The sequence below is a fragment of the Spirosoma areae genome, assembly GCF_054781775.1.
On record NZ_BAAGTT010000027.1, the window covers coordinates 557153 to 577269 of the forward strand.

Here is a 20117-nt window from a genome sequence, read left to right on the forward strand (position 1 = left end):
TTGTCATGCTGACACAGGAAGCATCTTAAAACGCCCTTATTAACTCGTTCGGATGCTTTAAGATGCTTCCTGTGTCAGCATGACAAAAAAACTCTCAAAATAAGAGACCGTCTAAACGTCTAAAATTGACTGATTATCCCCGTCGCGGTGAGGAAACAGCGACGGGGAGAGTCTCAAAAACGTATTTCCAATAAAACTTAAAAACTTAAACAGCCTCTAAAATCTGAATGGAAGTCAATTTCTAAAAAAACGCCCGACTGAACAACTCAATCGGGCGGGGTTTCAGCGTCGGAAACGTAGCTCAGCAATTACTCTTCGTTTGTGATGAACATCTTCGGTTTGGGGGCTTCGATGCCATCGGCAACAAACTGCCGGGCAATATTTTCGAGCATGTAATAGTAGGTTTCCCAGTAAGTGCTGCTCCTGGTCCAGACCCGCACATCGTACTCCCGCGAGTTGGCATTTAGTTTGGCAATCAGCACATCGTGTTCGCGGTCTTTCAGGGCGTAGGGGCAGGCATCGACTACCTTTTGAAGGGTCGCCTAAACACAAAACTAATTGACTTTCTTACCGCAAACCTTTCGCTGAATTCTCATTATTTGTCGGGCACTAAAGCCAGTTCTTGCGCCGGAAAATCCATAACGTCAGCAAGGATGATAACGCAATGGATGCCAGGGCCACCGGGTAGCCCCACTTCGATGCCAGTTCGGGCATTTGCTGAAAGTTCATGCCCCAAATGCTGGCCAGCAGCGTTGGTGGCAGGAAAATCAGGGAGACAACAGTAAAGATTTTTACGATCCGGTTCTGCTCCAGATCGATCAGACCGAGATACGTATTTTGCAAAAATTCCAGTCGCTCGAAAATAAAGTTCGTGTGTTCGATGAGCGAGTTGATGTCTTTGATGAGCGTTCGCAATCGCGCCTGCTCACCTTCTGTAAACCAGCCATCCGAGCGAATCATGGATGAAATTACCCGCTGTTTATCCACTACATTCTCCCGAATGGACATGGTTAGTTCCTGGTAATCGTTGATGCTGAGCAGGGTTTCGCGGTCGAGCGTGGCGTCGAGGTCAAGCATCCGGTTGATGGCTTTAATTTCCTGCGATACCAACTCAACCAAATCGGCGTCGTAGTCGATTCGTGACTCAAAGATGGCGATCATGATCTGCCCGCCATCGGTGAAGACCGTCCGTTTGGATTTGATTTTCCGCACCATATCGGCAAACGACTTCAGGTCGGCGTTGCGGTAGGTAAAGAGGGTATCGTCTTTGAGAATAAAACTCACGGGCACCGTCACGTACCGATGCTCCGGGTCAGGCACCAAAAAATTGGAGTTGGCAATCAGGTAGTCATCTTCTTCAATGTAGCGCGATGAACTTTCAATCTCCAACTGCTCCTGCTGGCTCAAAAAATCGACATCGAATTTTTCTTCAACGCTCTTGATTTCGGCGGGCGTTGGATTTTGCAGGTCTACCCAAAGCGTTCGTTCGGTATCGGAAAAGGAGTCAATATCGCGGATTTTGCGAACGGAGGTCTCGTCTTGCTGAAAAATGCGAATCATAAAACAGAGTGGCAGGTGACGACCGCAAAGTTCGCAGAAACCATCAGACGACCGCGCACCGTAAGACAAGTTTGAGGTTAATCCTTTCTATCCTGTAATCCTGTCTAAAAAGATGAACTTGTCCTACACCCCAGCCAGTACCGTGCTTATTGCCCGTTCGTCACTTTACGAAGCTGATAGAACAGTTTTTCGAGCAACCTGTTGTCTTCGGTGATGATGTCAGCCGTAGCCGACATGCCCGTTTTGTAGGCTAACTGTTTGCCATACGTGGTTTTCAGGCCGCTGAGCAACTGAACGTTTGCCAGAAACACGCCGTCTTTAAGCGGAATGTCGGCAATGGCCGTAATACGTCCCCGCACGGCGCCAAATTCCTGATAGGGATACCCTGCAAATTTCACCAGTACAGCCTGCCCAATTTGCACTTTGCCCGCATTCTGCTGTGGCACGCGCAACTCGCCGAAGTAATCCCTTGTCGGCGGGGCAACGTAAACCAATCATACCGATTCGTTTGTTGAAGAGCGGCTAATAGATGGCCGCAGGTGGATTCAGCCTAAATTAAGCGGAGCACAGGACTATGAAATACCTGATGAAGGAACACATCCGTATCATTCCGAAGATATTGCTGCACTGAAGGGAGATATTCTTCAGGATTTCAATTCCTATTAGTATTCACGATTTGAGGTTGATGATAGAGCGTTTCAGGCTGACAAAATAATAACTTACGCCACCTTGCAACTCACGCCATCTATCGCTTCCAAGGCCCGCAGGAATGAGTTGACAGGGGAGACTTTCAACGTTCGCGATTGTAAACTGACTTCGATGCGCTCAGCATGGTCCACGATATTGAGTGACAGCGTACAAGTGCCGGGGTGGGCGTTGGCGAGTTCATTGAGTTTGGCCACAAGTTGAGCGCTTAGTGAGTCGATAGTGAGCGATACGCGAAGTTCCTTGCAGAATTTCTCGCGCATCTCGGTCAGGAGCCGGATGGTGGTGGGCTTAAATTCCAGATTCTCAGAGTTCCAGCGGTTTTGGGTTTTGCCCGTTATATGCAGGAATCGCCCCACTTCGATGTACTGCCCCAATCGGACATAGTCATCGCCGAACAGGGCCATTTCAATGGATGTATTGTAGTCTTCGATTTTAAAAATACAGAACGGGTTGCCGTTTTTGCCAATTTTGCTTTGCATCGATGACACAATTCCGGCCACTTTAATTTCGGGCTGGCGCGTCTCGAAAATCTCGCCTAAGGTGCAGTTACAAAACCCGTCGAGTTCGAGTTTGAACTCATCGAGTGGGTGTCCGGTGATGTAAAAACCGACCACGTCTTTCTCGAATTTCAGCTTTTCAATCTGGTTCCACTCCGTCACAATGGGGGCTTTGGGGCGGGCAATCATCGGCTCTCCACCCGTCATGGCCCCAAACAAGGACTGTTGGGCAGCAGCTTTCTCGGCGTGGTAGTTGTTGGCGTACCGAATGATTTTGTCTAAAAAGGGTGATGTATCGCCATCGGCCATCTCGAAATATTGCGCCCGGTGGTATTCGTCGATGCTGTCGAAAGCCCCTGCATAGGCCAGTGATTCAAAGGTTTTCTTGTTGACCGTTCGGAGATTGACCCGAATAGCGAAGTCGAAAATATCTTTGAACGGCCCGCCTGCTTTTCGCTCCTCAATGATGGCTTCAACGGCGGCATCACCCGCCCCCTTGACACCGCCCATCCCGAAGCGGATTTCACCCTTTTTGTTAACCCCAAAGAACCGCTCCGATTCGTTCACGTCCGGGCCAAGTACCGGAATGTTGATGTTTTTGCATTCCTCCATGAAGAATGTAATCTTGTCGATGGTGCCGAGGCAGCTCGTCAACACAGCGGCCATGTACTCAGGCCGGTAATGGGCTTTAAGGTAGGCCGTCTGGTAGGCGACAAAGGCGTAGCAGGTCGAGTGCGATTTATTGAAGGCGTAGGAGGCAAAGGCTTCCCAGTCGGTCCAGACTTTTTCGCAGATTTTCAGGTTCAGTTTATTGGACGTGCAGCCATCCATAAACTTACCTTTCATCTTATCGAGCGTGGCCTTGTCTTTCTTCCCCATTGCCTTCCGCAGCACGTCGGCATCGCCTTTGGTGAAGTTGCCGAGCTTCTGCGACATCAGCATGAGCTGTTCCTGATAGACACAAATTCCGTAGGTATCAGCCAGATGTTCCTCCATTTCGGGGAGGTCGTATTTGACTTCTTCGCGGCCGTGTTTGCGGTTGATGTAGTTCGGAATGTAGGCTATTGGCCCCGGACGATAAAGGGCGTTCATGGCGATGAGGTCGCCAAAGCGGTCAGGCTTCAGGTCCTTCATGTGCTTTTTCATGCCGTCGGATTCAAACTGGAACACGGCATTGGTTTCGCCCCGCTGGAAAAGCTTATACGTTTCCTCGTCGTCGAGCGGAATGTCGTCGATGGAAATAGCGAGGTCGTGGTTTTGCTTAATTAACCGCAGACATTCCTTAATAATCGTGAGGTTTCGCAACCCCAGAAAGTCCATCTTGATAACCCCCGCATCCTCAATGACTTTCCCCTCATACTGGGTGATAATCAGGTTTGTATCTTTCGAGGTCGAGACCGGCACAATGTCCGACAAATCACTGGGCGCGATGATGATGCCAGCCGCGTGCAGGCCGGTATTTCGTACCGTACCTTCGAGTTTGCGGGCCTGTTTAAGTACCGCCGACACCTTCTCGAAATCAACGATCCGCATAGCCTGAGCCGCACTCTTGTCGCCCGATTCCAGAGCCCGCATCCGCTTCACGTTCTCCATCTCGTCGGGCTGGATAACGCTCGCCAAACCGCCCGGCCCATCGAGCGGATCCTCGAAGATGCGCTTGAGCGTCATGTTGTAGGTCGGCTTGTCTGGCACGAGTTTCACGATGGCGTTAGCGTCCTGCAGCGGTAAGTCCATCACCCGCGCTACGTCTTTGATGGACGATTTAGAGGCCATCGTGCCATACGTCACAATCTGCGCGACCTGCTGCTTGCCGTATTTCTGCACCACATAATCAATCACCTTCTGGCGGCCTTCGTCGTCAAAGTCCGTGTCAATATCGGGCATTGATTTCCGGTCGGGGTTCAGGAACCGCTCGAACAGCAGGTCGTATTTGATGGGATCGATGTTGGTGATGCCGGTGCAATACGCTACCGCACTGCCCGCTGCCGACCCACGTCCGGGGCCAATCATCACGCCCAGATCGCGCCCGGCTTTGATGAAGTCGGCCACGATGAGGAAGTACCCGGCGAATCCCATTGTTTTAATAGTAAACAACTCAAAATCAAGTCGTTCCTGAATGTTGGGCAGAATGTCGACGTAACGCTCTTTGGCCCCCTCATAGGTCAGGTGGCGCAGATATTCCCACTGATTGAGCACGTCGTCGGTATGTTGCTGAAACTCCTGCGGAATGGGGAAGTTGGGCAGCATGATGTCGCGCTTGAGCTTCAGCGTCTCGACCTTGCCGACGATTTCGTTGGTGTTGTCAATGGCTTCGGGCAGGTCGTGGAAGAGCGTCGTCATCTCCTGCGTGTTCTTGAAATAGAACTGGTCGCTGAAGAAGGCAAAGCGCGTGTTTTTGGGCATCACGTCGTCGTCGCTGAAGTCCTTCATCGACGGCGTACTTTGCTTTTCGTTGGTGTTCACGCACAGCAGAATATCGTGCGCTACCCAGTCGTCCTGATCGACGTAATGCGAATCGTTGGATGCAATAATCTTAACGTTGTACTTGCGGGCAAACTTGATTAAAATCTCGTTGGCTTTGATCTGATCGGGAATCTCGTGGCGTTGCAGTTCAACGTAATAATCCTCGCCGAAGCGGTCGAGCCACCACTTGAATTCGATTTCGCCCGCTTCCTCACCTTTTTTCAGAATCGTTTTCGGCACCGATGCGCCGATGCAGCAGGTAGACGCAATCAACCCCTCTTTGTACTGGTCGATCAAAGCTTTGGTCACGCGCGGGTACTTGCCATACAAGCCCTCCATGTAGCCCAGTGAGCAGAGTTTCGCGAGGTTTTTATAACCCTGCGCGTTCTTGGCCAGCAGCAGTTGATGATACCGAATGTCCTTTTGCTCTTTGGTGAACTGCTTTTTGGTATGGTCCTCCACCACGTAGAACTCACAACCCACAATGGGTTTGATACCCTGCTTGCTGGCTTCGGCCACAAACTCGAACACGCCGAACATATTGCCGTGATCGGTGATGGCCACAGCGGGCATATTGTCGGCTTTGGCTTTCTTAATCAGCTTTTTAATGTCGGCCTGCCCGTCGAGCAGCGAGTATTGGGTGTGGCAGTGGAGGTGTGAGAATTGCATGGGTCTGACCTTATTTTACTGTAAATTTGACAAAAAACCGCGTAACCCAATGGCCTATTCCAATTTTACACTGGCAAAAGTTTACCGCCAGTTTCAGCTAAAGGAAAAGCGCGAAGGATTGTTTCCTGACGTAGAACACGTTAGCCTGAGCGACTGGCTGAAACAATCGCTGGCCATTGCTGCCCGGTCGGTGATGCTGACGGAGAAAGCTAAATCAGAACGGATTGTTTCGCCTATTTTATTTGAATTCAAGGAGCGACACGCTGATTTGTTCGAGATCTATTCGGGCTATAATCTGAACGTCGATCCTGACAATGACTTGAACGGAGAGTGTGATTTTCTGATTAGCTTTCAAAGTTCCTACGTGGTGCAGGCCCCGATTTTCTCGTTGGTCGAAGCTAAAAATGATAACATCGAATTGGGGCTGGGGCAGTGCGTAGCGCAGATGCTGGGGGCACGGCTTTACAATATCAAGGAGGATCATCCGGTGCCAGTTATTTACGGCTGCGTGACAACGGGCGAGGACTGGCAATTTTTAACGCTTCAGGATCAGTTGGTTACAATTGATACGCAACGCTATTATCTCAACCAGCCCGGCGAACTGCTGGGCGTGTTTGACTGGATAGTGGGGCAGTTAGGTGCCTATAGGCAGAAGTCAGATGTGTAAGTCTCTCCTAAAATGACCTGGTTTTTCAGCATTCGCATGTCTACATCCCAGAAGGCGGTGGGAGAGAGGTTGGGGGAAGTGGTCATACTGAAAAGGCTGTATCTAAAATCTGTTGTGCTTTTTTTAGATTTTCTAATGTAGCGTCTAAATCTAATTGCCCATTTCTGAACACGCGATAGTCATCTTTCCATCGGGCTACAGTCATGAATTTGCCATTTCCCATACGCTCAGGTCTTTCTACTATTGCATTAAGTTGAGAAGCCATCTGCTTTATTTTTTGGTAAGCTTTATCACGGGCATCACGTTTATCCGATTCACCTTCGACCATAATTTTAAAGCAGAGCGAGTGTTGCTCCAATTGTAGATAAGGCACGAAGGGCTCGTCTGGCACGCCTTTGAAATACCACCAAAATCCAAAAAAGCCGCCCGCTGGGTTTGCTACGTAGTTCCAGTTTGCTTGGTCATCCTCCAATGGCTCATACAACTTGGGTCGGCTATCGTATAATACCATAAAAAAGCCAATCCAGTCCTTGTTCTGCCAGTGTATCAGTTCTTTTGTGGAAAATTGCTGAATGACAGTGTCTATTTCCTCCAAATGCTGTAGGAAATCGTCGTAAATGGCATTGGTCAACTCGTTGACTTTACCATGTCGTAGAACTTTTAAAAAGTCTTTACGTAGATACGTCTCAAAGACACCCAGCGTATCAAATTTAGATTGATAGCCCGTCTTGAAGTAAAGTGGTATCATTTGGCTCTCGTTGTATCCCTCTTCGCTAACCTGCTTGTAGTACCGATTCAACTGGTCAGAATGGTTGCTGGTATGCGTTTTGTCTTCAATTAAAATAGCCAGCTTGCTGTCTGACTCTTCTTTATTGATTTCGATTAAAATGTCCAGTTTTTTGACCTGCGGCTGAACTTTGACGGTTTTAATATTTGCCGGATTATAATCTCGTTTCACTTTGTGAATCATAGAGATGATAAATTCAAAACCTGCTTGGTGCAACTTAGGATCTTCGTCTTTCCACTTCGGGTCAGCCCAGGCAGCCAGCCAGCAAATGAACGCATCCTGCGACAATTCGCTGGTGGCGTAAGAAAATAGATTAGGTCGATCTTGATTATTCATCTTTGATTTTTGTCAATTTAATGGTCAGCGCCTTTATTTTCATATTCTCCCAAAGTCTCGCGGGTGGCCCTTCGTTGTAAATCCAGCGGACTTGCCAGGTATACTCAACCTGATAGGTATTGGTGCCAATAAAAAGCTGGTTTACTCCTTTATAGGGAGGCATCAGACCAAACTGCTTCAGAAAAGCGTTGGCATTGGCAATCGTTGTGAACGAAACATCACTGGTGTCGGGGTGGAACGTTTCCAGTAATAGCCGGATGCGGTCGGTGTCGGTTTGGGTAATCTCCACGGAATGATTCGTTCAGTAAAATTGCCATAAAGTAAACCTACGTAAATTTCACGGTCGGCGTGAGTTTATAGATGGCGAACCAGGTAGCCAGCCAGGTTCTCGTAACAAGAAAGGCCAACAGGCAGTTACGGGAATGAACATCAAATTGACTCACTTTATCCCGTTCATTTCTTTTCCCAACGTATGAAACGTAAATACACTTCGTTGCTTTTTGCCACAATGACGCTGGTGGGTTCACAAATCACCCAGGCACAGAATGATTACCAGAAGACGGTTAAAGATGGGTATGCCGTTAATGTATTCAAGCCGCAGCAGGTCGAGGCTACCGACGCCCGCGTGGCCCAACTGAAAGTTCCGGCGGGTTTTACCATTACCAAATTTGCCGAAAAAGCCGGTAATCCGCGCATGATGGCGGTGGCTCCCAACGGCGACGTATATGTGTCTGACCGGACGAAAGGCACCGTTATGCTGGTGCGCGACGCCAATAAAGACGGCAAGGCCGAACTTATCAAAGATGTGGCCCAAAAGCCAGATCTGCACGGTTTAGCCCTGCGCGACGGGAAACTCTACATCACCTCGATTCGGGAGTTGTTCGTCGTCGACATCAAGCCCGACGGAACGCTGGGTGAACTGAAAATGGTCTATGACGACCTGCCCGACGCAGGTCAGCACCCCAACCGAACTATGCATTTCAGCCCCGACGGTAAACTGTACCTGTCGGCAGGAAGTACCTGTAATGCCTGTGATGAACGCAACAAAGAATCGGCTACGTTATTGCAGGTCAACACCGATGGCTCCGGGCGTCGGGTGTTTGCAAAGGGACTGCGGAACACCATTGGATTTGGCTGGCACCCAATCACAAAGGCATTATGGGGATTCGATCATGGCATTGACTGGCTCGGCGACGAGGATCAGCGCGAAGAACTGAATGAAATCAAAGAAGGCGCGGATTACGGCTGGCCTTACGTGTACGCGAACGGCAAACTTCCCCCGCATCCACAGCCCGCCAACGAAACGCCGGAGCAATACGCGGCTAAAACTATGAAGCCCGTTCAGCTATACGACGCCCACGCAGCGCCATTGGATATGGTGTTCAACACAGCCAGCGCTGGGGCCGCAAACAGCTTTCCGAAGGAATACCAGAACGATGCCTTCGTGACCATGCACGGCTCCTGGAACCGGGCCAAACCGTCGGGCTACAAAATTGTGCGGGTGCGTTTTGACGAGCAGGGCCGTGCTACGGGTATCGAGGATTTTGTATCAGGTTGGTTAGTCAACGGCAACAAAGAACAGTTTGGCCGGGTTTGTGGCATTGCTCAGCACACCGATGGATCTCTGCTGGTGACAGACGATGCCAATGGGGTAATTTACCGGGTTGCCTATTCGGCCCGTAGTGCAGGTAAATAAGTTAATCGCAACGGGAAATTGGCACTTTCCGGGCAAATTTATACTTAAAAATCCGGCACGGCGTTTGATAGACAAGTTGTGAACATAACCCAGTCAAACTAAACTCATGGCAACTCGAAATGCTACTCTATCCTTCCGCAGTACGCTCCTTGCTTTGCTCATCATCGGATCGCTCGTCACAGCCTGTAAAAAATCCGGTGGTGTAGATGGGGTTGACCCCCGCGACCAGTATGTTGGGATTTATAATGGTGGTTATCAGGCATCAACGCTGGTAAATAACAGCCTTGAAACAGGCCGGGAAACCGGTAACGTGCAAATCACCGTCACCAAAGCGCAATCCGGCAATCAGCTTTACCTTGAGCTGCTCTTCAACGGTCTTGCCAAACAAACCATGACGGCTGAACTAACGGAGACAAGCTTTGCCGTTATTGACAAACAAAGCGAACCGCTTGTGTTTGATGGAAAAACGTATGCCGATGCCAAGTACACGGCCAAAGGGCAGTTTGTTGAAAAAACCATCGTTATCAACACTACCACCGAAACCCTGCAAAGCGGCATCACGCTTTCCCGGCAGGGTAGTATTTCCGGCACGCTGAAATAACTATCTTCGCACCGGTTCCTAATCCCGGTTTTATGAAAACAGTCATGTTAACCGGCCTGCTGGCCGGTTTTTTTGTGTCAGCCACCGCGCAGACGCCTGGTACTCAGGTTGCATCGTCTGGGCCTATGTTAAAAGAAGCGCCTGCCGAATCGGTCGGTATGAGTACGGCCCGGCTCCAGCGCATGGACGCTGTCATCAACGACTACATCGCCAAAGGGCGCCAGGCAGGGGTTGGCGTGCTGGTGGCCCGAAATGGGCGCATCGTCTACCACAAAGCCTACGGGCAGGATGATATTCAGGCGAAAACAGCCCTCAAACGCGACGCTATTTTTCGGATAGCCTCCCAAACCAAAGCCATCACCAGCATTGGGCTGATGCTGCTGTTTGAAGAAGGTAAATTCCTGCTCGATGACCCGGTCTCGAAGTATATTCCGGCGTTTAAAAGCCCGAAGGTGCTGGATAAATTCAACGCACAGGATTCGTCGTACACCACCGTTCCGTCGAGACGAGAGATCACCATTCGGCAGTTATTGACCCACACGTCGGGCATTAGTTACCCCGGCATTGGCACCAAAGAAGCGGTGGCGATGTACGCCAAAAACAAGATTCCGAGTGGCATTGGCACCCCCGACGGTACGCTCGCTGATGCCATGAACCGGCTGGGCGCTTTGCCCCTCATTCACCAGCCCGGTGAGAAGTGGACGTATGGCCTTAGTACCGATGTCGTTGGCTACCTGATTGAGGTACTGTCCGGTCAATCGCTCGACCAGTTTATGCGGACGAGGTTGTTTGAGCCGCTGGGCATGACCGATACCTATTTTTATCTGCCCGCGCCAAAGCAAAACCGGCTGACAATGGTTTATACGGAAGACTCGACAACGGCTGTTCGGCCCATGCCGTCCCGGGGGGGCATATCGGCCGATTATCCGAAACAGAAAGGCACGTATTATTCGGGTGGAGCGGGGTTGTCGTCGACGATGTATGATTACGCCATTTTTCTGCAAATGATGCTCAACAAGGGTGAATATGGCGGTCAACGAATTCTCAGCCCAACAACCGTGCGGCTGATTACGACCAACCAAATCGGGGATTTAAACGTGGGGATCAATAAATTTGGTTTAGGTTTTTCCCTGACGTCGGAGCGGAGTGCGGCCCAACTGCCCGTGTCGCAGGGTACGTTCGATTGGGGCGGCTTTTTTGGGACAACCTACTGGGTTGACCCGAAAGAAAACATCGTAGCACTCCTCTACACGCAAAAAGTGCCGAACAGCTACGGCGACCTGACCGATAAATTTAAAGTGCTGGTGTATCAGGCCATCACGGAGATGAATACCCAACAACGATAAACTGAACCCAGCTATGTTTCGCTCACTTCTACTGCTGCTACTTACTGGTTTATGCCTGTTCGGTTGCAAACGATCAGACCCGGAGACTGATCCGGTAGAGGCTAAGATTGAGCGGATAAGCCGGATGACGGTCTTTTACGCAGACGTTCCGCCTGGCCCTGCCAACGTGGCAATGGATACTGTGAATGGCAAGGTTTATACTTTCATCGCGTCGGATGACCATTCGTTTCGGTACGATAGCCGGAATCGGTTAATCAATCATGTGCTAACGCAGACCAGCGCTACTGACAAGGAGTTGTTTACGTTCAAAAATCAATACAGCTACGGGTACGCTAATGGCCGAATGACCGAAACCCAAACCAACGATGGCGGCACACGAACCTACTCATTTTTGCTGGACAGCACTCAAAGCCGGGTGCTTACGTATACCAAACGGATGCAGGGCGATAATGCTCAATTGCCCAATGGCCTCGACACGCTGCGGCAGTATTCGGCAGACGGTATTCTGAAGGGTGTTGTCAAAGCAAGTGGCCGGCAGGTGATTACAATCGACCAGAAGAACATCACCCGGATCGATGAATACAGCCGCTCGACAGGTAATTTAGATAACACCCGGACGTTCGTTTATGATCTGGATTATTATTCGCCCCCGGCCTATCTTACCTTTCTGGGAGAAACGAGCCGCAATGCACTTGTTAAAAAAACGGCCAATTACGGTAGTTCGGGAAGTAGTAATACCTACGTTTCTACCTACCAGAACAGTTACGATGCCAGCAAGCGGCTCATCCGGCAGGTCGAGTTTTCGCAATATCCGGGTCAGGCCCAGGTCGTTGTATCGACCTTAACGAAGTATTATTATTGATCCCTAACGCTTCTGATTTTTGCCCATGAAACGTATCCTATTCCTTGGCTTATTTCTGTACGCTCCGCTTTTGTGGGCGCAAACGCCCCGGGCTGCCACGGCGGTTTCGCCCTCGGCGGCCGCTTCGGTGTCAATTACGGCAGCATCTGCCGATGAAAAAGCGGTTATCGATACTGAAAAGCAACGATTTGTGGCTCAGGTAAACAACGATTATGCGGTGCTGGAGAAGGTTCTGTCCAATGACCTGATTTACACCCACTCCCATGGCGGCACCGACACCAAGCAGTCGTACATTCAGGCGATTCGGGAGGGCAGGACAAAATACGAGGCTATCGACCCCGAAGAGCAGAAGGTGCGCGTGTACGGAAATACGGCCGTCATTAACGGTCTATGCAGGACAAAAGTCACCAGTAACGGACAGACAAACACCATGCGCCTGCGCTACACCGATGTGTATGTCCGCACCGGAAATCAGTGGCAGATGGTAGCGTGGCAGTCGTTAAAACTGGCTAACTGAGGTCTGAACCAGGATTTAGGTGATTTTCCTGGTTCAGACTTTCAAAAACTCCCTTAACTCCGCTGCGTCTTCGGGTTTCATGCGCCCGGCCAGCACTAAGCGCAACTGCCGCCGACGCAGTGCACTGGCGTAGCGGTCTTTTTCATCGTCGGTTTCAGGAATCACCGCCGGAACTTCAATGGGTCTGCCACTCTGGTCAACGGCTACGAACGTATAGAACGCACTGTTGGTGCTGACCCGAATACCTGCCGGAATATCTTCTGCCCATACTTCGATGAACACCTCCATCGACGAACTGAAGGCCCGCGTCACCTGCGCTTTCATGGTCACAATGTTGCCCAGCCGGATAGGCTCCGAAAAGGATACATTATCGACCGATGCCGTTACGACAATCCGGTTCGAGTGTTTCTGGGCGGCAATAGCAGCCGCAATATCCATGAAGTGCAGCAATCGCCCGCCCATCAGATTGTTGAGCGTGTTGGTGTCATTCGGCAGTACCATTTCGGTCATTACCGTTATGGACTCGCGGGCATGTTTGGGCAGGGGCATTTTTTAATATCGGTTGACAGTCATCCAAAAACAGCTAACTGCGCTGCAAACCAACTACCCAAAACTGGAATGGGCAAATAACGGGTGACATTTGGTACTACTAAATTGGGCGTTGGTTTGTGAATGACCCAACGCCCAACAAAATCCTACCGCAGGGGTTCGGGTGGGCAATTGGTTTTCGTGAGCACGTAGGTGTAGCCGGTGGCTGGTTCTTTCAATACCCATTTACCCTGTTGCTCAACGCGTTCGCCCTCCTGCCAGCTAATGGTATTGCCGTTGAGAGTCAGGTCAAGCGCGTAGGGTTGCGTAACGCCCTCACCCGACCGTTTCCAGTTGGCGTTGATTTGGTTGTTGTGAATTGTTCCCTCAAACGGGCCCTGTGCCCGGTCTTTTTCATACACTTTACTGTCAATATAGCCCGTAGCCTGCTGGCCATTTGTAATCAGGCGGAGGGTGACAGTATCGCGCTGCTGATTTCGCCAGAAGCAAAGCGTGTCCGGCGCGTCAGAGACTGATGCCAGCTCAGATGCCGACCGGCTTTGGGTTGAATCACTCGTATCCTGTTGCGAGGAATTGCTCTGGCAGCCAACAGCAAGAGCCAGCAGAAAGTAGCTTATCCGGTTGTGCATAGAGATTGAGAAACGGTTTTCAACCAAACGATTCGGATGGCCTAAAGGTTATTGGCAGGTAACGTTGCCTAATCGCCTGGGGTTGTCCTAAACAAAACGAATGAACGGTCGTTTTTCAATCGGGACAACTGTTCCCATTGTTTACCAACTCCCAACCAATGATGTATATGAACCAACATGCACCCATTTTGCGTAGATGGGGCTTGTTTCTGTCGGTACTGTCGGCGCTAACTGTTGCCTTTGCCGCCTGTAAAAAACAAGAAAGCGATACCCCGGCGCTCTCCAGCCTTACCGAACTTGTCAATACCGGCAGCCGTTTCACCCTGCTCAAAGCGGCTCTTGCCCGGACGGGCCTTGACGGAACCTTCAGCCAGGCAGGCACATACACCTTTTTTGCCCCCACCGACGATGCGTTCAGAGCCTTTGGCTACGTCGATGCCGCGACCATCAATGCCGCTCCCGTCGAGTTGCTGAAAGCCGTTTTGCAATACCATGTTCTGGCAACCCGCCTTGAGTCATTGGCCATACCCACGGCGGTCAATACCTCCCGGCAAACGTTGCTGCCAACAACATCGGTGTTTATTTCCAAAGTGTCGTCGGGTACGACTTCCGGGGCCTCATCGACTACCGTTTCGGTGAATGGAGCACGAATTCTACAGGCCGATGGGCAGGCCAGTAACGGCGTTATTTACGCCATCGACCGGGTATTATTGCCCCCTGTCTTCGGTGATATTGTTACCACCCTTCAGAGCATCCCGCTATTGCTGCCAACGGCATCGTTCAAACTTCTTCAGGCTGCAGTTGCTAAAGCAGGCATTGGCAGTTCGCTCACGGCCACCGGACCATTAACGCTTTTTGCCCCGACCGATGCGGCCTTTCAGGCGGTAGGTTTCGACTCCGTCATGATTGCCAAAACACCGGCCACTACTCTGGCCTCCGTTTTGAGTTATCACGTTTTAAACGGCCGGACCTATACACCCCTGATTACCAGAGGGGGCAGCCTGAGCACAGTACAGGGAGGCACATTGACCGTCGGCACCAGCACCACTGCCCTGACCGTTACGGGGAAGGGCAATGGCAGTATGGCCTCAACCATTACCGGGCCAGACATTACGGCAACAAATGGCGTGGTGCACATCATCGACCGATTGTTGTTGCCGCAGTAAGTGAATAATAAATCTTCACGCTCTCCTGGCCGTTGAAGCGCAGCCGGTTGGGATTGGTGCCACTCTGGTAGGCCAGACCCGATAACTCTAAGCCCCAGGGGTCGTAGTCGGTGCGCTGGCGCAGGGTGGCGATGCCCGCCGAGTCGGTGTAGACGGCCCGCAGGCTGCCCAGATGGTCGGCGTAGGCATACTCATAGATGCCCGGCGCATAGGCCCGCCCTTCGGGGGTTGTCTGGTGGCCAAACGCACCGTTGACAAACTCCGCGTGGGGCAGGTAGTCGCGGGTCAGGCCGGTGGAGGTGCTCATGCGGAGTTTTTGGCCGCTGGCGGTGTAGGTGAAGGAGACAACTTTGCCGGTGCTGAAACTGATTTGCTTGGGCAGTTTGAGGATATTGTACTGGATGGTGGTGATGCCCCGGTTGAGGTCCTGCTTCAAACTGCCGTCGGGAAAAATAATTAACCAAAGCTTTCTGGGATTTTTATGAGAGGGCTAAAGTCGGTTTTCCAAACATCAAGTTCATATAATTGACCAAAGCTGTCCAAATTTAATGATACTAATACTAAGACATTATCAGTATCTGAAAACTGTATTTCGCTAATTTTTCGTTCAAATTTTCGACTAATGTGATTGGGATCGTTTGAGAAGAATTTTAAGCTTCCCATACCACCATCGTTCATTGGCTCAACCAATATATTTTCCATCCACTCAGGTCCTAGTTTCAAATCAGAAACTTTTAACAATTGAGCTATAAGTCGTTTTTCGTCTTCTAATAATCTACGGAGTGCCATGTATTCTGCCGACGTTAATTGTACCATCAGGTAATTTAAAGGCTGTGTATTGAACTCGTTGACCAGCAATTTCAATCACACGGTTAAAAGGTTGACCTGGCACTATTTGGGATACAAGCCTAGAGACATGAGTTTGTACTGCTGATTGTACTGCCATACGATTAAGTCCAAGTTCGTCCGTATGGCGAAACACATGGTGTATTTGATTAGGGTCATTGCCAAACCTTATTGCAGTTGTAAATTTAACAGCAATTTTCTCTGCTAACACTTTAGCTGCAATCGGCTTGCTAAAAGGATTGATTTTGCCCATTAAGGTTAACCCTTGCAAAGCCTTGAACGGACTAAAGATAGCCAATATATTATCCGCCCAATCCACCCACTCACTACCTTCTGATTTGGGCTGAATAAACAAACTGGTCGTGAAAAAACTATTCGGGTCTCGGTATAAGCTGCCATTTCGATTGATGCGTTGCCCGCTTTCGTTGACCAGCCATTCCCCCGACGATGTGCCTGATGAGCCGGTATCGCCCTGTCGCTGAGCTGTCACTGTCAACGCATTCAGCAGGACATCATCCCGCTGGGTGTCAAAGGTGTGCATATCCAACTGGTTGTAGGGCACGGTCGTATCGCCGGTGGGGTCGATGTTGAAAATCGGATTATTCAAGCCAAAACTGTAGCCCGACACCGGGGCAAACATCTCGGCGGCTGCATCCACCTGATGCATGCGTCCAATCAGGGCATCATACCCGCGTCGGCTGAAATCCAGCCAACCAGTCCCCAGTTCGGGCAGGCTCTCCTTTCCGTTGAAGCGCAGCCGGTTGGGGTTGGTGGTGCTCTGGTAGGCCAGCCCCGATAGCTCCAGGCCCCAGGGGTCGTAGTCGGTGCGCTGAGTCAGCAGGGCGATTCCCGCCGAGTCGCCGAAGGTGGCCCGGATGATCTTGGTGTAATGAAGTAATAAAGCCCCGATTATGGGGCTTTGCTATTATACAAATTCTTGTGGAATGTTTTTGAATTGTTCTTCTTTATGCCATTTTTCAGGCTTTTCCTTTGGGGCAAACCAATTAGTGCCTTCATTAATCCATTTTTTCCTGTAAAGTTTTGTGGCTTCTATTGTGTAATCTTCATTACCAAATTCTACACCACAACAAGGGCAAATTTCATATGTTGGGCAATTTCCATCTTCCCCCCAAGGTAAATCCTCAATGTACAGACCACAAACCCTACAATTATGTTCATTCATCATATCATTTATTGTTTTAACCAATATTTCATGCCGTCCGAAGGTCTAAACATGGTTCTTAGAACTCCTGAAGCATCCATAACTCCAAACGTATTCGTTACTGGGTGATATTTTAAAATATCGCCATTAGTTCTTGTTTTCATTAATGTTCCTGTTGGTGAATTATGCAAAAAGTTTTTAGCTCCTTCCACATATTGTTTCGCATTATAAAACTCTGGAAATTCAGCACCGTGTTTTTTGAAATGCCCAAAAGCATTTTCAACCGAACTTAATTTTTTGGTAGAGGTCCATATACTTCCTCCCGTCTTAGCGGCATTCAGTCCCGGTGCCTTAAAGCCAAATGAAGGGGCGCCCCCACCAATATAACCCTGATTGGGATTGCTGTTGATGCCCGACAGATTCGTGCCGTTAAAGGTATCAAATAACTCCAGCAAAAACTGCCCTGTTTCGCCCGCCGATGCCTGAATGTCGGCATACTGCTGGTCGGTGAGCGTGCCTGTGGCTGGACTCGGATTGGCGGGCGCTGGGCTGGACTTTTTGCCCTTGCCCGGTCCCGGCCCGCCTGTTTCCATACTACCCGTCTCCCCGCTGGTGGCATAAGCTCCCTCAAAGGTAATCGAACCAGTAGCATAGCGGCTGCTCAGGGTGGAATACCCATCCGAATAGGTAAACTCCTGGCGGTCATTGGGCTGAGCCAGCATCCCATCGGGGTCAATCATCCGCACCGGGTTGTCGTAGCCATAGTTGTAGGGACTCCAGGGTCGGCTCAGTTCGGCTAAGGGGTCGACCACGCCCCAGCGGCCGATGGTCACATCGTTTAGCCGGGCACCGTGATCCACCAGCCCCGGCCCCAGTTCTGAGAGGGCTTCTTTACCGTTGAAGCGCAGCCGGTTGGGGTTGGTAGTGTTCTGGTAGGCGAGGGCTGATAGCTCCAGGCCCCAGGGGTCATAATCGGTGCGCTGACGCAGAGTGGCCCCTTTCAGCGATTTCGCTATTAGTTTATCACAAATTTCAATATACTATAGATTGCATGCCATGTGTTTTCTTCTACTTTTAATTTAATGTTATTATTTGGAAGGTGTATGTCTAAGTTTACACAATCCTGCTTTGTTTTTTCATTATTAAAAATTTCTTTCACTTCAATATTTTCAATTTCGGATAAATAAAAATAACTGACATTGCCATTTTCGTATAAAATTAGACTCATATTAGTTAATGCCCACCAATATGAAGTGTTAGGAAAGAAGCATAATATTATTGCTTCCTCAATAAGCAGTTCAGTATTTCTTACAACAAAGTCTCTCTTTTCCTCACTCATTTCTACCCATAACTTAGTATGGGAAGCCTTTATATTTAACCTTGAGAATTTAGCTTTAACAGCAGATATGGTTTTCATGATTATTTTAAAATTTTAGTCAATTGAATACTGTTGTTACTTGTTTGCTGAAAGGTATATCCCAATCGTTGGGCTGCTTGAGAATTAATTAGCCTTGTTTCGACTATATCTATGCCACTCAGTATTATTTTATTCGCACCTCCTAATCTTGCTTCCATCTCAAATGCCTTCAAAAGTTTCGGAATGCTAGTACCTTCATTAAGGCTAGCTAATGCTTGAATAGTTCTGTTATAAGTGCCTTTTACAATAGATGAACTTCCTCTTACGTAAAATCCGGCTATATTTTCAACAGTATATGGTATTGCCTGTTCCGCAACCAAAGCCGTTTCTTGGACTGTTTTGCCAAATAATCGTGACCATAATCTACCCAAAACACCCGCTACAGGCTTGAAGACAGCCCCGCTAATATACGCTCCATCAATCGTATGGTCGGGCTCGATGCCATCCCCCCGCTCCACCATCTGCTGATACTGGCTCTGGCTTTGTTGCTGCCGCTGCGGGGCCGTGCGGGCCACCTGCCCCGGCTTAGGCTGGGGCTGAGGCTCCTCCCCACCCGTTGCATAACTTCCCTCAAAGGTAATCGAGCCCGTGCTGTAGCGGCTACTCAGGGTGGAATACCCATCCGAATAGGTAAACTCGGGCCGGTCATTGGGCTGGGCCAGCATCCCGTCGGGGTCAATCATCCGCACCGGGTAGCCGTAGCCATACGGACTCCAGCGTCGGCTCACCTCGGCCAACGGGTCGACCACGCCCCAACGCCCGATGGTCACATCGTTCAGCCGGGCACCGTGATCCACCAGCCCATTGCCCAACTCCGGGATGGCTTCTTTACCGTTGAAGCGCAGCCGGTTGGGGTTGGTGTAATCTTGGTGGAGAATACTATGTTTATAGCAATACTGACTTAAAATGTTATTAGCTCAGAATATTTCTCTTTTAAAATCATTTCGACTTCCTTGTCAAGAACCAAAATATCCATACCTCTATCATCATAAATATTTACTACAGCCGGAATTTCATAATTAAAATATAGGCAATTAATATTTAGGCCGTCTTCTAATCCTAAATCAAATCCGATAATAGATTTGATAATGCCTGCAATAAGATCAGAACTGTAAGCAGGATAGTAAATATAAAAAATAGTATTGCCTTTTCCTCTCTTTTTGAACTGTATAGAATCTGATTGAGCTAATTTTAATGATACCAAATCAATTTCATGATCCCACGAAACTAATCTTAGCCAAATAGGCCTATCAAAAAAAATATCATTTAGAACACTGGTAGCTCTATGAATCGCTATAGTTACCCTTTCCTCAAAATCAAATTCTCCGCCAAGTTCCAAACGAATTCTATTGTTTAAACTCACAAGGCTTGTGAAACTTGTAATTCCAAATATCTTCTTGGAATTTGCATCGACTTCTTTTGCTGAGTTGAAAATCATTTCTTGAAGATGTCTAAATTCTCGTTCGCTGTTCCAATTCTTTTTAGCTTAATTCCCGTTTTTTCAAAAACTTTCCAAGCTCGGTAGTGGTAAATGTCAAGCTGATTTAGTTTGATTATAATGGTTAATAAAGTTGAGTGTACGCGCAAAATGACTATCATCCGTTTTGGCAAAGGACAGCGTTTTACGGGTTAGGTGAGG

General features: G+C 49.3%; 22 protein-coding genes and 3 pseudogenes. 7 read left to right on the forward strand and 18 right to left on the reverse strand.

The window, feature by feature from the left end; translation table 11 throughout:
* Positions 1-308: 308 nt before the first annotated feature.
* From ACYVI1_RS16505 to dnaE, 4 genes and pseudogenes are all read right to left on the reverse strand, one after another.
* A pseudogene (locus ACYVI1_RS16505) lies at positions 309-527 on the reverse strand (mechanosensitive ion channel family protein); the annotation flags it as partial.
* An 82-nt stretch (positions 528-609) separates the two neighbouring features.
* The gene (gene corA, locus ACYVI1_RS16510) at positions 610-1560 is read right to left on the reverse strand and encodes a magnesium/cobalt transporter CorA (protein ID WP_460911732.1); all 951 of its coding nucleotides are present in this window, start codon (positions 1558-1560) and stop codon (positions 610-612) included.
* 146 nt (positions 1561-1706) lie between these two features.
* Entirely contained in the window at positions 1707-2054 is a 348-nt protein-coding gene (locus ACYVI1_RS16515) for an HlyD family efflux transporter periplasmic adaptor subunit (RefSeq protein WP_460911733.1), read from the reverse strand.
* A 225-nt stretch (positions 2055-2279) separates the two neighbouring features.
* The gene (dnaE, locus tag ACYVI1_RS16520) at positions 2280-5897 is read right to left on the reverse strand and encodes a DNA polymerase III subunit alpha (protein ID WP_460911734.1); all 3618 of its coding nucleotides are present in this window, start codon (positions 5895-5897) and stop codon (positions 2280-2282) included.
* A 49-nt stretch (positions 5898-5946) separates the two neighbouring features.
* Here dnaE and ACYVI1_RS16525 point away from each other — a divergent pair, with 49 nt between their 5' ends.
* Positions 5947-6564: a hypothetical protein gene (locus tag ACYVI1_RS16525; protein WP_460911735.1), complete on the forward strand. Its 618-nt coding sequence runs from the start codon at positions 5947-5949 to the stop codon at positions 6562-6564.
* A gap of 82 nt (positions 6565-6646) precedes the next feature.
* Here the strand turns inward: ACYVI1_RS16525 and ACYVI1_RS16530 are convergent, their stop codons facing one another.
* Positions 6647-7687 (reverse strand): PD-(D/E)XK nuclease family protein, encoded by a 1041-nt coding sequence (locus ACYVI1_RS16530; RefSeq protein WP_460911737.1) that lies wholly within the window; start codon positions 7685-7687, stop codon positions 6647-6649.
* Complete coding sequence (locus ACYVI1_RS16535; RefSeq protein ID WP_460911739.1) at positions 7680-7976, reverse strand: hypothetical protein; 297 nt, start codon at positions 7974-7976, stop codon at positions 7680-7682. The genes ACYVI1_RS16530 and ACYVI1_RS16535 overlap by 8 nt, the downstream gene beginning before the upstream one ends.
* A 183-nt stretch (positions 7977-8159) precedes the next feature.
* Between ACYVI1_RS16535 and ACYVI1_RS16540 the strand changes: the two genes are divergently transcribed.
* From ACYVI1_RS16540 to ACYVI1_RS16560, 5 genes are all read left to right on the forward strand, one after another.
* The gene (locus ACYVI1_RS16540; protein WP_460911740.1) at positions 8160-9383 is read left to right on the forward strand and encodes a PQQ-dependent sugar dehydrogenase; all 1224 of its coding nucleotides are present in this window, start codon (positions 8160-8162) and stop codon (positions 9381-9383) included.
* A gap of 106 nt (positions 9384-9489) precedes the next feature.
* A complete protein-coding gene (locus tag ACYVI1_RS16545) occupies positions 9490-9984 on the forward strand; it encodes a hypothetical protein (protein ID WP_460911741.1) in 495 nt (164 codons plus the stop codon).
* A gap of 32 nt (positions 9985-10016) precedes the next feature.
* Positions 10017-11330: a serine hydrolase domain-containing protein gene (locus tag ACYVI1_RS16550; protein ID WP_460911742.1), complete on the forward strand. Its 1314-nt coding sequence runs from the start codon at positions 10017-10019 to the stop codon at positions 11328-11330.
* A gap of 13 nt (positions 11331-11343) precedes the next feature.
* On the forward strand, positions 11344-12192 hold the full coding sequence (locus ACYVI1_RS16555) for a hypothetical protein (RefSeq protein ID WP_460911744.1): 849 nt from the start codon (positions 11344-11346) through the stop codon (positions 12190-12192).
* 25 nt (positions 12193-12217) lie between these two features.
* Entirely contained in the window at positions 12218-12709 is a 492-nt protein-coding gene (locus ACYVI1_RS16560; RefSeq protein ID WP_460911745.1) for a nuclear transport factor 2 family protein, read from the forward strand.
* A gap of 33 nt (positions 12710-12742) precedes the next feature.
* On the opposite strand, the gene ACYVI1_RS16565 is transcribed toward ACYVI1_RS16560, so the two are convergent.
* Complete coding sequence (locus ACYVI1_RS16565; protein WP_460911746.1) at positions 12743-13258, reverse strand: acyl-CoA thioesterase; 516 nt, start codon at positions 13256-13258, stop codon at positions 12743-12745.
* A gap of 146 nt (positions 13259-13404) precedes the next feature.
* The gene (locus ACYVI1_RS16570) at positions 13405-13887 is read right to left on the reverse strand and encodes a hypothetical protein (protein WP_460911748.1); all 483 of its coding nucleotides are present in this window, start codon (positions 13885-13887) and stop codon (positions 13405-13407) included.
* Between the two features lie 167 nt (positions 13888-14054).
* Between ACYVI1_RS16570 and ACYVI1_RS16575 the strand changes: the two genes are divergently transcribed.
* Positions 14055-15053, forward strand: coding sequence for a fasciclin domain-containing protein (locus ACYVI1_RS16575; protein WP_460911749.1), 999 nt, complete (start codon positions 14055-14057; stop codon positions 15051-15053).
* On the opposite strand, the gene ACYVI1_RS16580 is transcribed toward ACYVI1_RS16575, so the two are convergent.
* The 10 genes and pseudogenes from ACYVI1_RS16580 to ACYVI1_RS16625 all read right to left on the reverse strand — a co-directional run bounded on the left by ACYVI1_RS16580 (position 15025) and on the right by ACYVI1_RS16625 (position 19916).
* Complete coding sequence (locus ACYVI1_RS16580) at positions 15025-15489, reverse strand: hypothetical protein (RefSeq protein ID WP_460911751.1); 465 nt, start codon at positions 15487-15489, stop codon at positions 15025-15027. The genes ACYVI1_RS16575 and ACYVI1_RS16580 overlap by 29 nt on opposite strands.
* Before the next feature lie 20 nt (positions 15490-15509).
* The gene (locus tag ACYVI1_RS16585; RefSeq protein WP_460911753.1) at positions 15510-15842 is read right to left on the reverse strand and encodes a DUF6984 family protein; all 333 of its coding nucleotides are present in this window, start codon (positions 15840-15842) and stop codon (positions 15510-15512) included.
* Complete coding sequence (locus tag ACYVI1_RS16590) at positions 15829-16440, reverse strand: hypothetical protein (protein ID WP_460911754.1); 612 nt, start codon at positions 16438-16440, stop codon at positions 15829-15831. The genes ACYVI1_RS16585 and ACYVI1_RS16590 overlap by 14 nt, the downstream gene beginning before the upstream one ends.
* A 90-nt stretch (positions 16441-16530) precedes the next feature.
* Positions 16531-16812 (reverse strand): annotated as a pseudogene (locus ACYVI1_RS16595) (RHS repeat-associated core domain-containing protein); the annotation flags it as partial.
* 12 nt (positions 16813-16824) lie between these two features.
* On the reverse strand, positions 16825-17085 hold the full coding sequence (locus tag ACYVI1_RS16600) for a hypothetical protein (protein WP_460911755.1): 261 nt from the start codon (positions 17083-17085) through the stop codon (positions 16825-16827).
* Between the two features lie 5 nt (positions 17086-17090).
* Complete coding sequence (locus ACYVI1_RS16605) at positions 17091-18098, reverse strand: RHS repeat-associated core domain-containing protein (protein WP_460911767.1); 1008 nt, start codon at positions 18096-18098, stop codon at positions 17091-17093.
* Positions 18077-18478, reverse strand: coding sequence for a hypothetical protein (locus tag ACYVI1_RS16610; protein ID WP_460911756.1), 402 nt, complete (start codon positions 18476-18478; stop codon positions 18077-18079). The genes ACYVI1_RS16605 and ACYVI1_RS16610 overlap by 22 nt, the downstream gene beginning before the upstream one ends.
* A 2-nt stretch (positions 18479-18480) precedes the next feature.
* On the reverse strand, positions 18481-18849 hold the full coding sequence (locus tag ACYVI1_RS16615) for a hypothetical protein (protein ID WP_460911768.1): 369 nt from the start codon (positions 18847-18849) through the stop codon (positions 18481-18483).
* A gap of 351 nt (positions 18850-19200) precedes the next feature.
* Positions 19201-19290 (reverse strand): annotated as a pseudogene (locus ACYVI1_RS16620) (hypothetical protein); the annotation flags it as partial.
* An 89-nt stretch (positions 19291-19379) separates the two neighbouring features.
* On the reverse strand, positions 19380-19916 hold the full coding sequence (locus tag ACYVI1_RS16625) for a DUF3885 domain-containing protein (RefSeq protein ID WP_460911757.1): 537 nt from the start codon (positions 19914-19916) through the stop codon (positions 19380-19382).
* Between the last annotated feature and the right edge of the window lie 201 nt (positions 19917-20117).